This is a genomic window from Streptomyces sp. NPDC005784, from assembly GCF_042871525.1.
GTDB lineage: Bacteria > Actinomycetota > Actinomycetes > Streptomycetales > Streptomycetaceae > Streptomyces.
Window position 1 is genome coordinate 256,871 of sequence record NZ_JBIAIQ010000009.1, and the last position, 14,807, is coordinate 271,677.

Annotated in this window: 10 protein-coding genes; 5 read left to right on the top strand and 5 right to left on the bottom strand. The window is 72.6% G+C overall.

What is annotated here, in order from left to right; translation table 11 throughout:
• Positions 1 to 74: 74 nt before the first annotated feature.
• The gene (locus ACFYR3_RS18075) at positions 75 to 830 is read right to left on the bottom strand and encodes a TIGR03089 family protein (RefSeq protein WP_355854767.1); all 756 of its coding nucleotides are present in this window, start codon (positions 828 to 830) and stop codon (positions 75 to 77) included.
• A gap of 129 nt (positions 831 to 959) precedes the next feature.
• Between ACFYR3_RS18075 and ACFYR3_RS18080 the strand changes: the two genes are divergently transcribed.
• Complete coding sequence (locus ACFYR3_RS18080; protein WP_355854769.1) at positions 960 to 2,342, top strand: N-acetylmuramoyl-L-alanine amidase; 1,383 nt, start codon at positions 960 to 962, stop codon at positions 2,340 to 2,342.
• A 187-nt stretch (positions 2,343 to 2,529) separates the two neighbouring features.
• Complete coding sequence (locus ACFYR3_RS18085; RefSeq protein WP_355854772.1) at positions 2,530 to 3,612, top strand: NDP-sugar synthase; 1,083 nt, start codon at positions 2,530 to 2,532, stop codon at positions 3,610 to 3,612.
• Between the two features lie 383 nt (positions 3,613 to 3,995).
• On the opposite strand, the gene ACFYR3_RS18090 is transcribed toward ACFYR3_RS18085, so the two are convergent.
• The 4 genes from ACFYR3_RS18090 to ACFYR3_RS18105 form a co-directional block, all read right to left on the bottom strand.
• Positions 3,996 to 5,009: a DNA-3-methyladenine glycosylase 2 family protein gene (locus ACFYR3_RS18090; RefSeq protein WP_355854775.1), complete on the bottom strand. Its 1,014-nt coding sequence runs from the start codon at positions 5,007 to 5,009 to the stop codon at positions 3,996 to 3,998.
• Positions 5,010 to 5,333: 324 nt separating this feature from the next.
• Positions 5,334 to 6,713: a coenzyme F420-0:L-glutamate ligase gene (locus ACFYR3_RS18095; RefSeq protein WP_355854778.1), complete on the bottom strand. Its 1,380-nt coding sequence runs from the start codon at positions 6,711 to 6,713 to the stop codon at positions 5,334 to 5,336.
• Positions 6,710 to 7,693, bottom strand: coding sequence for a 2-phospho-L-lactate transferase (gene cofD, locus ACFYR3_RS18100; protein ID WP_355854781.1), 984 nt, complete (start codon positions 7,691 to 7,693; stop codon positions 6,710 to 6,712). The genes ACFYR3_RS18095 and cofD overlap by 4 nt, the downstream gene beginning before the upstream one ends.
• A gap of 88 nt (positions 7,694 to 7,781) precedes the next feature.
• Positions 7,782 to 8,270 carry a cysteine dioxygenase family protein gene (locus ACFYR3_RS18105; RefSeq protein ID WP_356783236.1) on the bottom strand — a complete coding sequence of 163 codons (489 nt, stop codon included), beginning with the start codon at positions 8,268 to 8,270 and terminating at the stop codon, positions 7,782 to 7,784.
• Between the two features lie 708 nt (positions 8,271 to 8,978).
• Between ACFYR3_RS18105 and ACFYR3_RS18110 the strand changes: the two genes are divergently transcribed.
• The 3 genes from ACFYR3_RS18110 (at position 8,979) to ACFYR3_RS18120 (ending at position 14,692) form a co-directional block, all read left to right on the top strand.
• Positions 8,979 to 9,242, top strand: coding sequence for a WhiB family transcriptional regulator (locus ACFYR3_RS18110; protein WP_003975777.1), 264 nt, complete (start codon positions 8,979 to 8,981; stop codon positions 9,240 to 9,242).
• 231 nt (positions 9,243 to 9,473) lie between these two features.
• Entirely contained in the window at positions 9,474 to 13,196 is a 3,723-nt protein-coding gene (locus ACFYR3_RS18115) for a glycosyltransferase (RefSeq protein WP_389283792.1), read from the top strand.
• A complete protein-coding gene (locus tag ACFYR3_RS18120) occupies positions 13,193 to 14,692 on the top strand; it encodes a DUF5719 family protein (RefSeq protein WP_389283794.1) in 1,500 nt (499 codons plus the stop codon). Before ACFYR3_RS18115 ends, ACFYR3_RS18120 begins: the two co-directional genes overlap by 4 nt.
• Positions 14,693 to 14,807: the final 115 nt, after the last annotated feature.

The following is a 14,807-nucleotide window of genomic DNA, read 5'->3' on the forward strand; positions in this document are numbered from 1 at the left end:
AGGGCGACCCTCCGCCTTGCGATGCACGGCTCCGGACGCCGCGGCCCGATCCGACGTGAATCGTCAGACAGGCCCTAGCGAGCCGTCGCGGTCACGCGCTCGCTCTCGATCCGCCGGGCGAGCGAGTCGTCGCCCAGTTGGTCGAGATTGCGGCACAGCACCACGGACCCGCCGGTGGCGAGCGGCGCGTACAGCCCCGCGGCCAGGCCCTCCCAGGTGTCGTACGAGAGCGCCGACAGGATGCGTGAACCGGGCCCCGTCAGATCCAGCCCGGGGGCGTCGGTGCGGGCCTGGTCCACGACCTCCGCGCCCGTGTACGCGGCCCCGGCGACGACCAGCGCCCGCTCCTCCGGGTCGACCGGCGCGTACGGCGCGAACCGGTCGCCCTGGCTCGGCACCTCCACGGCGTAGTCGGCGTACCCCGCGGGCGGTGTCGGGAAGCGTCGGCCCAGCGGCGCGAGCGAGAGGGCGATCCGCTCACCGGAACAGGCGAGCCCGGCCTCGAAACGCCCCGGGCCCGCGACGACGTGGTCGGCGGCGGCCGGGTCGCCCCCGACGTCCGCGACGACGCCCACCGAGGAACAGGCGAGCAGCCATACCGCCGTCTGCCAGTGCGCGGGCAGCAGCAGCGCGACCCGCTCGCCGGGTTCGGCGGACAGCTCGCCCTGGAGCAGGTTGGCGGTCTTGGCCACCCAATTGGCGAAGGTGGCCACGGACAATTCGACCCGTTCGCCCGTCGCGTCGTCGTAGAAGGTCACCAGAGGACGCGCCGGGTCCTCGGAGAGCGCGGATCGCAGCAGGTCGGCGGGGGTGCGGTCGGTGGCTTTCACGCGCGCAAGCGTACGCGGGGGCGCCGCGCGGCACGGACCGAGCGCGCCACCGGTTCGGCCGAGCGTGGTCCGACGGTCCGTCAAGTCCGCGATGGACAGATATGTATGACTATGTTCAGGATCAGGAGCATGCGTGGATTCCTTGCTTCCTCGGTCGGCGTCACCTGCGCGGCCGCTCTCGCCCTTCCGCTCGCCCTGCCCGCTCCGGCACAGGCGGGGCCGTCGACGGTGACAGCCGCGGCCGCCGCCCCCGGCAGCACCCAGTCCCTGCCCCTCGTCCCGCTCACCGGTGAACGGGCCCTCGGCCCGGCCGCACCCGAACAGGGCGTCACCCGCCGCGACGTACGGCCGTTCTCCCTGGTCGGCGTCGTATGGGACGACCCGAACAGTGAGCTGAACGGCCGTGTCCAGGTCCGCACCCGGGGGACCGGCACCGGCCACTGGTCCGACTGGCAGGACGTCGAGACCCACAACGACGAGCACGCCGCCGACCCGGACACCCCCGAAGGCAAGTCACGCCGGGTGCACGGCTCCACCGCCCCCCTGTGGGTGGGCGACTCGGACGGCGTCGAAGTCCGCGTCGACGCGGACAAGGCGGCTCCGGGGGTCGCGGCCAGCCCGGGGGAGCGACGAGCGACCGCCCCGGTGGCCTCCTCGCTGCCCGGCGGCCTGCGCCTCGAACTGGTCGATCCCGGCGGGGATCCCCCACGTCCGGACGCCCGGACGACCGGGCGGGCCGGGGGAGCGCCCTCGGGCGTGCGAGCGAAGGGCGTGCGCGCGGGCGCGCCGGACGGGGACTCGGGGACGGGCCGGAAGACGGGCGCCACCGAGGTCACCGCGCTCTCCCGGGAGGAGACGGAGCGCGCGTACTTCCCCGACGACATGGCCGAGCAGCGCACGATGCCGTACATCGGCCCGCGCCCCCGCATCATCACGCGCCGCGGCTGGGGCGCGAACGAGAACCTGCGCGAGCGCGGCTTCGTCTACACGAAGTCGGTCAAGGCGGCCTTCGTGCATCACACGGCGTCGGGCAACAAGTACAGCTGCTCGCAGGTCCCTTCGATCATCCGCAGTATCTACCGCTACCACGTGGTGAGCAGTGGCTGGCGTGACATCGGCTACAACTTCCTCGTCGACAAGTGCGGAAACATCTACGAAGGCCGGGCCGGAGGCGTCGCGAAGGCGGTCATGGGCGCCCACACCCGCGGGTTCAACACGAACAGCATGGGGATCGCCGTGATCGGCAGTTTCGGCAGGACGAAGCCGACCGACGCCGCGCTCAAGGCCATCTCCCGGCTCACGGCATGGAAACTCGGCCTCTACGGTGCCAATCCGCGTGGCAAGACATACCTGAAGTCGGCCGGTGGCAATCTCTACCGAAAGGGAAAGAACGTACGACTGAATGTGATCTCCGGCCATCGGGACGGGTTCGCCACGGAGTGCCCCGGACGGCTCCTCTACGGCAAGCTCGGCTCGGCCAGGACGACAGCGGCCCGCTACCAGGGCCGGTAGACAGGATCCGGAACCGGCCCGGGCGACACGGTTCGGTCGGGCCGGTTCCGGCAGGGATCACCTGAAGTCATGACAGAGGCCCGTCGAAGGACACCGCACGGCCATCGAAGGCGCCATCGAACGGTCTGCATACACTGGCCGGCCGAAAGACAGTTCGGCCGGTCCCGGCAGGAAGCAGAGACGACAGGTGACAGAAGCGATCCTCCTGGTCGGCGGCAGAGGCACCCGGCTGCGCCCTCTCACGGTGCACACGCCCAAGCCGATGGTTCCGGCGGCCGGGGTCCCCTTCCTCACGCACCAGCTGGCGCGGGCGCGCGCGGCGGGCGTCGAGCACATCGTGCTGGCGACCTCCTACCTCGCCGAGGTCTTCGAGCCGTACTTCGGTGACGGTTCCTCGCTGGGTCTCCACATCGAGTACGTCACCGAGGACGAGCCGCTCGGCACGGGCGGCGCCATCCGCAACGTGGCGTCCCGGCTGCACTCGGGCCCCGACGACCCGGTCCTGATCTTCAACGGCGACATCCTCACGGGCCTGGACATCCCGGCGCTGGTGGCGATCCACGAGACGACGGGTGCGGACGTCTCCCTCCATCTCACCCGGGTGGAGGACCCTCGTGCGTTCGGACTGGTCCCCACCGACGCCACCGGGCGCGTCACGGCCTTCCTCGAAAAGCCGCAGACCCCCGAGGAGATCGTCACCGACCAGATCAACGCGGGGGCGTACGTCTTCCGCCGTTCGGTCATCGACACGATCCCCGAGGGCCGCCCGGTCTCGGTCGAGCGCGAGACCTTCCCGGAGCTCCTGGCCACCGGCGCCCACCTCCAGGGCATGGTGGACTCCACCTACTGGCTGGACCTGGGCACCCCTCAGGCCTTCGTCCGCGGCTCCGCCGACCTGGTGCTCGGCCGCGCTCCGTCCCCGGCCGTTCCCGGCCGCTGCGGTGACCGCCTGGTCCTGCCCACGGCCATCGTGGCCCCCGACGCCAAGCTGACCGGCGGCACGGTGGTCGGCGAGGGCGCCCGCATCGGTGAGGGCGCCCGGATCACCGGCAGCACGGTCCTGGCCGGCGCCGTCGTCGAACCCGGCGCCGTCGTCACCGACTCCTTCGTCGGTGTCGGCGCCCGCATCGGCGAACGCACCGTCCTCACCGGCACGGTCATCGGCGACGGCGCGGTCGTCGGCCCCGACAACGAACTCCGCGAGGGAGTCCGCGTCTGGTGCGGCGCCCGCATCCCGAGCGGCGCTGTGCGCTTCTCGTCGGACCAGTAGAAGACCTGTACGGAAACCCCGGGGGGTGGAACAAGACTCCAGCCCCGGGGATTCAGCCCCGGATTCAGCCCCTCCGGCGTTTGAGGAGCGGGGTCTGGGGCGGAGCCCCAGGGACGATGGGGGTCCCCCTGGTCGAGCGAAGCCGAGACCTTGGGGGAGGGTAGGGGCGGAGGGGGCGAAAACCTGCAGGGGCGGAGGATGGCGCGAGCCGCGGGCGCCCGCGGCTCGGAAGCCACACCTGCCCGGAGCCGGGCGGATCACGGACCCGGAAGCCGGAAGCCGGAAGCCGGAAGCTGGAGGCCGGGAACTGGGGGCGGGGGCGCCGGGGACGGCAGGCGGAGAGGGCCGGGAACGGCAGGCGGAGACGGCGGAAGCCGGGCCCCCTACAGCCGCCCGATGTCCCCGCGAGGCATCTTCGGCGTCCGCCGCGGCGGCGTACGCCCGGCCAGCAGAATCAGCCGAGCGGCCCGATGCCGCTGCCCGGCATAGGGCTCCAGCAACTCCAGCATGACGGTGTCGTCCGCGTCCCGGTCCCCCGCCAGCGCGTACCCGACGATCCCCGGCAGATGAAGATCCCCCACGGTCACGGTATCCGCCGAGCCATGACTGCGCTGCACCACTTCCGCGGACGTCCACGGCCCGATCCCGGACACCAACTCCAGCCGCTGCTGCGCCTGTGCGGGACCGAGCCCGACCGCCTCCTCCAGCCGCGCGGCGACCCGTACGGCCCGCAGAATCGTGGAGGCCCGCTTGTTGTCGACCCCGGCCCGGTGCCACTCCCAGGACGGGATCAAGGCCCAGGTCCGGGGCGCCGGCATGACGTACATCCGCTCGGGCGCGGGCCCCGGCGCGGGCTCGCCGAACTTCCGGACGAGCAACCGCCACGCCCGGTACGCCTCGTCGGTGGTGACCTTCTGCTCCAGGACGGACGGGATCAGCGACTCCATCACGAGCCCGGTCCGCACCAGCCGCAGGCCGGGCCGCCGATGCCGGGCGAGCGCGACCAGCCGGTGCCGTGGTTCGAAGGCGTCGGGATCGTCGGCGGCGCCGAGCAGGTCGGGGAGCCGGTCGAGCAGCCAGTCGGCCCCCGGCCCCCATGCCTCGCCCCGGACCACTCCGCCGCGCGGCGCGACCCGCAGGGTCCCGGGCCCGGCGGGCGTACGGCTGGTCCGCCACACGGAGCCGTCGGGTGTCGTCCGGAACGTCGGATCGCCGGGTCCGCGTCGCAGCGGCCCGAGCACGAGCCCGAGATCGAGCGGCCCGTCGGGCGTCCAGGTACGAGCGCGTCCGGGATCGCCCGTCTGGCGGGGCACTCCGCCCGCTGCCCCGCCGGGCACCACGACATGCCCGCCGCGCACGGTCGTACGCGTAGGCCGGGGAGCGAAACGTCCAGACACGAATGAGGTCCTAGAGAAACTCGGGGCGTCCTACGAGGGTAGGCGCTCCCCCCACGGCAAAGGCGCCGGACGCCTCAACGAACACTCCGGCCCGCCGCCCCCCGACCGACCAGCGACCCACACCGAACGGACCGCAGGACCGCCCCCGACCGACCAGCGGCCCACACCGAACCGACCGCAGGGCCGCCCCGGACGGATCAGCGACCCTCACTGAACGCACCGGCCCGGAGCCCCGGACGGATCAGAGCACCACGCCGAACGGACCGCAGGACCGCCCCGGACCGATCAGCGCACCTCACCGAACGGCCCGGCGCCCCGGACCGATCAGCGGACCTCGACGAAGTCGGCCGAGTCCCGTGCCGGGCGGGCTCTCGGCTCCTCCGCCGCGTGGCCGACGGCCACGGCCCCCATCGGGTCCCAGTTCTCCGGCAGCTCCAGCACCTCGCGTACGACATCACGGCAGAACATCGTCGACGACACCCACGCGGAGCCCAGCCGCTCCCCGGCGAGCGCGACCAGGAAGTTCTGCACGCCGGCCCCGGTGGCGACCACGAACATCTCGCGCTCGGCGCCGTCCCGCCGTACATCGCCGTACGTGTGCGACCCGTCCATGACCAGGCACGGCACCACGAGATACGGCGCCCCGCGCAGCACGTCGCCCCGGCGGACCCGCTTGGCGACGGACTCCTCGCTCTTCCCGTCGCCCCGCAGATCCGCGATCCACGCGTCGCGCATGGCGTCGAGCAGCCGCGTCCGCGACTCGGCGGACTCCAGGAGCACGAACCGCCAGGGCGTGGTGTGGTGCGGGGCGGGAGCGGTCACCGCCGCGGCGACCGCACGGCGTACGGCACCGGGGTCGACGGGCTCGTCGGTGAAGGCCCGTACGGTACGCCGCTGGGTCACCGCCTCCCGTACGGCCTCCGAGGTGCCCAGCCGGAACATGTCGTCGCGGGCGTCGCGCACCATCGCCCGCGCCCCCGCGCCGTCCCCCTCGGTCACCAGGTGCGCGAGCCCGCGCACGACGGCGACGGGAAGCCCGGAGGTCTTGCCCTTGACCAGGTCACCGGCGGCGGCGAGCTCGTCGGCCGTGGCGACGACGGTCGCGCTGAGCGGATTGCCGTGCGCGTCGGTGCCGCCCCGCAGATCGTCCAGCACTTGGACGCCCGCGGCGCCGATGGCGACATCGGTGAGCCCGGTGCGCCAGGGCCGCCCGAAGGTGTCCGTGATCACGACGCCGACGTCGACACCCAGGGTGTCCCGCAGGCCCTCGCGGATCGCGTACGCGGAGGCGTCGGGGTCCTCGGGCAGCAACAGCACTGTCCCGGCAGGGGTGTTGGAGGCGTCGACCCCGGCGGCGGCCATCACGAGCCCCTGCCGGTTCTCAACGATCCGCAGCGGGCCGCGCCGTGCCACGACCCGGACGGTCTCGGCGTCGATGGCGGCCTCGCGGTCGGCGGCCTCGACCGTCCGGCCCTCGGCCTTCGACACGATCTTGGAGGTGACGAGGAGCACGTCCCCGTCGACGAGTCCGGGCTCGGCCGCCGCGATGAGCTTCGCCAGGTCGTCGCCCTGGCGCACCTCGGGAAGTCCGCCCAGCGCCCAGACCCGGAAGCCCGCGTCGGCGGGCCGTCCCGGGCGTTCCCCGTCGGCGTGCCGACCCGCGTGTCCCGCGTCGCCGGGCACCGTCGTGTCCACGGTGTTCATGGCGTCCGTACCTCCTCCGCGAGCGTCAGCGCCTCACGCGCCATCCGCGCCGTCGCGTCGAGGTCGGACATCATCAGCGGGACGGCCCGGCAGCGGATACCGGCCGCCTCGACGCGTTCCACGGCGGAGGCGTCGACCGTGTCGACGAGCCAGCCGTCCAGGAGGCCCGAGCCGTAGTGCTCGGCGACCGCGGCGGCGGTGGACTCGACGCCCACCGCGGCCAGCACCTTGTCGGCCATGCCGCGCACCGGCGCGTCGCCGACGATGGGGGAGAGGCCGACGACGGGCACGCCCGCCTCGGCGATGGCCTCCCGGATGCCGGGCACGGCGAGGATGGTGCCGATCGAGACGACGGGGTTGGACGGTGGGAAGAGGATGACGTCCGCCTCGGCGATGGCTTCCAGCACGCCCGGCGCGGGCTTCGCCTGCTCGGCGCCGACCGGCACGATCGCCTCGGCCGGCACGGAGGCCCGCAGCCGCACCCAGTACTCCTGGAAGTGGATCGCCTTGCGCTCGCCGGCGGCCCCTGCCGGGTCGCCCTCCGGAAGCGTCACGGCGACATGGGTCTCGACGCGGTCGTCGGACATGGGGATGAGACGCACGCCCGGCTTCCACCGGTCGCACAGAGCCGCGGTGACGGCGCTGAGCGGATAGCCCGCGCCCAGCATCTGCGTCCGCACGATGTGCGTCGCGAAGTCGCGGTCGCCGAGCCCGAACCACTCGGGTCCGACCCCGTACGCCGCGAGCTCCTCCTTCAGATGGAAGGTCTCGCCGGCCCGCCCCCAGCCCTGCTCCTCGTTGATGCCGCCGCCGAGCGTGTACATCACCGTGTCGAGGTCCGGGCAGACCTTCAGCCCGAAGAGGTGGATGTCGTCGCCGGTATTGCCGATGACCGTGATGTCCGCGTCCGGCACGGCCCGCTGGAGACCACGCAGGAACCGGGCACCACCGATACCGCCTGCCAGAACCACAATGCGCATGGGGTTCAGTCTCGCAGGCGGGTACGACAACGCGTCAGCCGGTTACGAGACCCGGGCGACGGCGGGCCCGCGTTCCGGCGCGAACGCGTCACACGGCTTCGGCGACCGCGCAACGCGCCGCGTGCATCGGCATCTCGGTAAGACCCGGGTAATAGACGTGCAGGCTGACGGCCGGTTCGAGCGAGTCGTTGACGACCTCGTGGACGTAACCGGGCGCGAACACGCGCTGCGCTCCGGCGCCCAGGGCGCGCGTGCCGCGCTCGGTGCGCTCGGTCAGCGCGCCGTCCAGGACGGTCAGCACGCCGGAGGAGCCGCCGTGGTCGTGCAGCCCGCTGCCCTGTCCGGGCACCCAGGACAGGAGCCACACCTCATGGCCGGGCCCCGTGCTCAGCCGGTGGTACCAGCGCGAGGCTGCGTCGTACCGGACGAGGTGCTCCCACCGGGAGCGGTCGGCGGCGATGGAACGCGCCAGGCCGACGAACTCGGCCACGGTGGAGGGGTGTTCGCGCGGCGGCTGAAGCAGGTGGGGGACTTCGAGGATGTCGCCGGCGATCTGAAGGTCGCTGTCGCTGTTCATGGATGCGGTGGTTCCTCGGCGGAAGAGTGCTGGGGTGTCGCTGGCCGTTTCCGCCCGGGTCACGGGCGGGAGAGGAGCCCTGGTGCGGGCGGTGGCCCCTGGTAGGGGGCGGGGATTCGCCTCAGTGGCGGCGAGGCAGCCGGAGCGCGGTAGGGCTCAACAGCTGGAACAGCAACAACAGCTACAGCGAACGTGGGCAGCACCGAGAGACCCGGCGGTGCGGGTCGAGGTGGGTGCCAAGTTCGCGAGCATGCCCACAAGGACACCGGTTCACACCTCGACTGTCAACTGCATGTCCGGTATGTGGAAGATGTTTCACCTCATCCGGTTCATCTGGCAGGCGAAAGGTTTGTTCAGGAGCCTCCCCGGACACATGGCGCACAACCGGGTGAACAAACCTCGCCGCGACCCCGTGATCTAAATGTGATCAGATTCGCTTCGGGGTCTGCGTCGGAACGAGTTCGAACTCCTGGACGTCCTCCCCTGCGATGGGGAAGGCGTCTGACCTGGACCTATTGGGCTGTCAGGGTTTATGCCGATTTGAACACTTTCCGCATAGCCTTGGTTCCGCAGAGTGAATAAGGGGCCCAATAGCAGATCTCGGCTTGACTGGCCCGGATCGGCACACTTGTAATTTCACTCGTGTCGTTCAGCCGACATCGGTAACGGCAGCATCACGGGGACGCGAAAGACAGACGAGGGGCGCACATGACCGAGCTGGTGCAGCAACTGCTGGTCGACGACGCGGACGAGGAACTCGGCTGGCAGGAGCGCGCGCTGTGCGCCCAGACCGACCCCGAGTCCTTCTTCCCCGAGAAGGGCGGCTCCACCCGCGAGGCCAAGAAGGTCTGCCTCGCCTGTGAGGTCCGCTCCGAGTGCCTCGAATACGCGCTCGCCAACGACGAGCGGTTCGGCATCTGGGGCGGTCTGTCCGAGCGGGAGCGGCGTCGTCTGAAGAAGGCCGCTGTCTGAAAACGGTCGCATGGAAAAGCGGACGCGGAACAGTGGTCCACACACGTGGGTGCCACAGACCAAACGGCACACACTCTTACGTAAGGAACGGCCCGTCGCAGGTGGGTTATCCACAGGCGGCGGGCCGCCGTCTTGCTCAGCCGTTAGTGTGGGCCCTCGTCCGAGACGTCCCGCTGTCCCCGCCGGACACAGACGTCCACCGCAGTCCATCGAACCGGGGCCCGTACCTCGATGTCCGTGTACAGCCATTCGGCAGCCCGTAATGACGCCGCTGCCGCCCCTGAGTTCCCGCGCCACGTCGTGACCGCGGTGCTCGTCTCCCACGACGGCGCCCGCTGGCTGCCCGAGGCGCTCGCCGGGCTGCTCGGCCAGGACCGCCCCGTGCAGAACGCGGTGGCGGCCGACACCGGCAGCGCGGACGAATCCGCCGAGCTGCTCACCGAAGCGCTCGGCGCCGACCGCGTGCTGCACCTGGCCCGGCGCACCGGCTTCGGCCAGGCCGTCGAGGAGGTGTCCCGCACCGCCGGTGAGCTGACCCCGGACGACCTGCCCTACCTCAAGCGTCCGAGCGGCTGGGACCCCGTCACCCGCAGCTGGCGCGACGACGCCTACGACATGCCGGACCTCCCGCACGGCGAGCCCGAGCAGTGGCTCTGGCTGCTGCACGACGACAGCGCCCCGGAGCCCGACGCCCTGGCCCAGTTGCTGCGCGTCGTGGAGAACGAGCAGGAGGTCGGCCACGACGTGGCCATCGTCGGCCCCAAGCTCCGCGGCTGGTACGACCGCAGGCAGCTCCTCGAAGTAGGCGTCACCATCGCCAACTCGGGCCGCCGCTGGACCGGTCTGGACCGCCGCGAGCAGGACCAGGGCCAGCACGACCATGTCCACCCCGTGCTGTCCGTTTCCACCGCGGGAATGCTGATCCGGCGCGATGTCTTCGAGGAGCTCGGCGGCTTCGACCGCCGGCTGCCCCTGATGCGCGACGACGTCGACCTGTGCTGGCGCGCCCAGGCCGCCGGCCACCGTGTGCTCGTCGCCCCGGAAGCCGTCGTACGGCACGCCGAGGCGGCCTCCCGCGAGCGCCGCGCCGTCGACTGCGTGGGCCGCACCTCCGCGTCCCCGCACAAGGTCGACAAAGCGGGCGCCGTCTACACCCTCCTCGTCAACGCCCGCACCGCGCAGCTCCCCTGGATCCTGATCCGGCTCGTCCTCGGCACCCTTCTGCGCACGGTCGCCTACCTCGTGGGCAAGGTCCCCGGACAGGCCGTCGACGAGATCCGCGGCCTCCTGAGCACCCTGCTGCGCCCGGAGCGGATCATCGCCGGGCGGCGCAGGCGCGGTCGCCCGCAGGTCGACAAGGGCGAGCTGCGGGCCCTGTTCCCGCCGCCGGGCGCCACCGTGCGGGCCACCTTCGAGCAGGTCGCCGGCAATCTGACGAGCGGCTCCGACGCCGACATCGCCACGGGCGCCGGACGGCACGGAGGCGCCGTCGAGTCCGGACCGGGCGGTGACGACGGCGACTTCCTGGAGATCGAGCAGTTCGCCCGGATCAAGCGCATCGCGCGCAACCCCGGCCCGATGCTCTTCCTGGTCCTTCTGTTCGTCTCGCTCCTCGCCTGCCGCCAACTGCTCGGCGGCGGGGCCCTCGCGGGCGGCGCGCTGCTGCCCGCGCCCGCCGACTCCTCCGACCTGTGGGCGCGTTACCTCGACGGCTGGCATCCGGTCGGCGCGGGCTCCACCCAGTCCGCCCCGCCCTACCTCGCGCTCGTCGCGCTGCTGGCCTCCGCGCTCCTCGGCTCCACCGGGCTCGCGGTCACCGTGCTCCTCGTGGGATCCGTGCCGCTGGCCGGCTTCGCCGCCTATTTCGCCTCGCGCCCGCTCGTCGAGTCACGCCTGCTGCGCGCCTGGGCGTCCGTCGCGTACGCCTTCCTGCCCGCCGCCACCGGCGCGCTCGCGGGCGGCCGCATCGGCACCGCCGTCCTCGCGATCCTGCTGCCTCTCATCGCGCGCGCGGGGATCGCGGCGAGCGGTCTCGCGCACTCCTCCCGGGCGCGCGGCAGCTGGCGCGCGACCTGGGCGTACGCCCTGCTGCTGACGTTCACGACCGCGTTCACCCCGATCGTGTGGCCCATCGCGCTGGTCCTCGGCATCGCACTCCTCGTGGTGCGCCGCAGGGAGATCGCCCCCTACGGAGCGCGTTTCCTGGCCCAGCTCGGCACCCCGCTGCTGGTCCTCGCCCCCTGGTCGCTGACCCTGCTGCCGTTCGGCTTCTTCAAGCAAGCCGGCCTGGACTACGGCGCCGGCGCGGCCTCCCCGCTCGACCTGCTCAGCGCCAGCCCCGGCGGACCGGGCACCGTCAGCGGACTGATGCTCTTCGGCATCGTGCTCGCCGCGCTGGCCGCCCTGCTGCGCTCCGAGCGCCAGGCGGGGATCCGGACCGCCTGGATCATCGCGGTCGTGGCACTCGTCTTCGCGGTCCTGTCCAACAGCTCCACCTGGGCCGGCCCCGCGACCCTCGTCTACGGCCTCGCACTGCTCGCCGCCGCCGCCGTCGGCTCCGACGGGGCACGCGCGCGTGTGGCCGAACAGAGCTTCGGCTGGCGTCAGCCGGTGGCCGCGCTCGTCGCCTTCGCCTGCGCCGCGGGCCCGCTGCTCATCGCCGCCGGATGGATCATCCGCGGCGCCGACGGACCCGTGGAGCGCCGCGACCCGGTGCAGGTGCCCGCGTTCGTCGCCGAGGAGAGCGGCACCCGCGACCAGGCCCGCACCCTCGTCCTCGACAGCCGCTCGGCCGCCAAGGTCGGCTACGTCCTGGTCCGCGGCTCCGGCGCCCGCCTCGGCGACGCCGAACTCGCCTCGGCGGACAGCGAGAACAAGAAGCTCGACAAGGTCGTCGCCAGCCTCGTGGCGGGCTCCGGCGCCGACCAGGCCGACGAACTCGGCGGCTTCGCCGTGCGCTACGTCCTGGTCCGCAAGGGCGCTCCGCGCGAGGTGAGCCGCGTCCTGGACGCCACCACGGGCCTGAGCCGGCTGAGCCAGCAGGACGGCAGCGCCCTGTGGCGCGTCGACCAGCAGGTCTCGCGCGCCACGATCGTCCCGGCATCCGGCGACCCGGAGTCCATCGCCGCGGGACCGGTCGAGGTGCACACCACGATCCCCGCCGGAGCCGACGGCCGCGTCCTGCGCCTGGCCGACAGCGCCGGTGCGGGCTGGACGGCGACCCTGGACGGCAAGCCGCTCACCCGCACCACGGTCGACGGCTGGGCCCAGGGCTTCCAGCTGCCCGCCGGCGGAGGCAGGCTGGACGTCACCTTCGATGCCCCGCTGGGCCACACGGCCTGGCTGTGGGTCCAGGGCGCGCTCGCCCTCGTCCTCGTGGTGCTCGCCCTCCCCGGCCGGCGCCGGGACGTCGACGACGACCTCCCCGAGGAGCAGGTCGTGCCCGCCCAGGACATGACGGGCGACGGCCGCCGCGCCCGCCGCCTGCGCGCCCAGGCCGAGGCGGAGGCCGAGCAGTCGGACGAGGACCTCGACGACGGGTTTCCCGCCGACGCCGACGCCGACGCCGACGCCGACGCCGACGAGGAGGTCCCGGCCGCCGCCGTCCCGCACCAGCAGGCGTACGACGAATGGGACAGCGGCAGCTACGCGAACGCCGAGTACGACACCTACGGCGGGCAGCAGTACGAGGGGCAGCAGCAGTACCCGGCGGGCACCTACGAGCAGCCGTACCAGGCGGACCCCTACCAAGGCGGCCAGTACGACCCGTACGCCTACGGGGGCACGGCGGCGTACGACCAGACCTACGGCCAGGGCTACGACGCGAACGGCCAGGCCTCCGATCCCCGGGGCCAGGGCTACGACTCGGGCGAGCAGGGCTACGACCCGGCGTACGACCCGACGCGGCCCTCGCACGGCACCGACAGTGAGCGCCCCGACGGGAGCCATCAGTGAACCGCACCACCCTGTCCCTGATCGCGGCGGCGACCGCGCTCGCCGCCGTCACCGGCTTCGCGACCCTCAAGTCACCGGACGCGTCCGGCGACAGCGCGGCCGGCACGGCGGCGCGGCTGCCCGTGGAGCGCACCAGCCTGCTCTGCCCGCAGCCGAGCACCTCCGACATCGCCGACACCGCGTACACGTCGTTCACGCCCGTCGCGGAGGGCGCGAGCGGCAGCGGCAAGGCCCAACTCCAGGCCGCCACCGAGGAGTCGGCGGACTCCACCGCCGGCAAGAAGAGTGGTCGCAAGGCCACAAAGCCCGTCGTCCAGCCCAAGGAGCCCGGCAAGCCGGCGGCCGGCGACGCCTCGGGTGCCGACGCGCCCGCCCTCGTCGGCGTCGCGTCGGGCAAGTTCGCGCCCGGCTGGACGGTTCAGGAGACCACGGAGGTGGCCGCGGGCAATGGGCGCGGCCTGCTCGGCACCAACTGCACCGCTCCCGACACCGAGTTCTGGTTCCCGGGCGCCAGCACCGCCGCGGCGCGCACCGACTATGTGCACCTGACCAACCCGGACGACTCCGCGGCCGTCGTCGACATCGATCTGTACGGCAAGGACGGCACGCTCAAGTCCACGGTGGCCGACGGGATCACGGTCCAGCCGCACGCCAGCGAGCCGATCCTGCTGAACACGCTGACCGGCGATCCGCAGACCGACCTCACCGTGCATGTGTCGGTCCGCAGCGGTCGCGTCGGAGCCGCCGTACAGGCACTGGACGAAAAGACCGGCGGGGACTGGCTGGCCGCCTCCGCCGACCCCGCGGGCAGTCTTGTCATGCCGGGCATCCCCAAGGACGCCACTTCCGTGCGCCTGGTCGCCTTCGCGCCCGGCGACACGGACGCCGACCTGAAGGTGCGCCTCGCCTCGCCCTCGGGGCTGATCACCCCGGCGGGGAACGAGACGCTGCACGTGAAGGCCGGCATGACCTCGGCCGTCGATCTCGGGGACGTCACCCGCGGCGAAGCGGGCTCCCTGGTGCTCACGCCCACGGGCTCGTCCGTGCCGGTCGTCGCCGCCCTGCGGGTGGTGCGCGGCAAGGGCGCCGATCAGGAGACCGCGTTCATTCCGGCCACCGTCCCGGTCGGCGCGCGCGCGACGGTCGCGGACAACAGCGCCAAGGGGTCCACGCTCGCCGTGACCGCCCCTGACGGGGGCGCCAGCATCAGGGTCACCGCGTCCGCGGGCAGCGAGGGCGGTACGGCCGTCTCGAAGACGTTCACCATCAAGGGCGGGACCACGCAGAACATCGCGGCACCCGTCCCGAGCGGCCTCAAGGGCACGTACGCCCTCACCGTCGAGCCGGTCTCCGGAGGCCCGGTCTACGCCTCCCGGATGCTCGCCGCGACCCAGGACGGCGTTCCCGGCTTCACCATCCAGTACCTCCCGGACGACCGCGGAACGGTCTCGGTGCCGGAAGCGGAACAGGACCTCTCGGTGCTGCTCAAGCAGTGAACCGGGACCAGTGATCCGCCCGGGCTCGGGCTGACCGGGTCAAATCTGCCTGGGTCAAACCAGCCCGGGTCTGATCGGCCCGGGTCTGATCGGCCCGGGTCTGATCAAGCCCGGG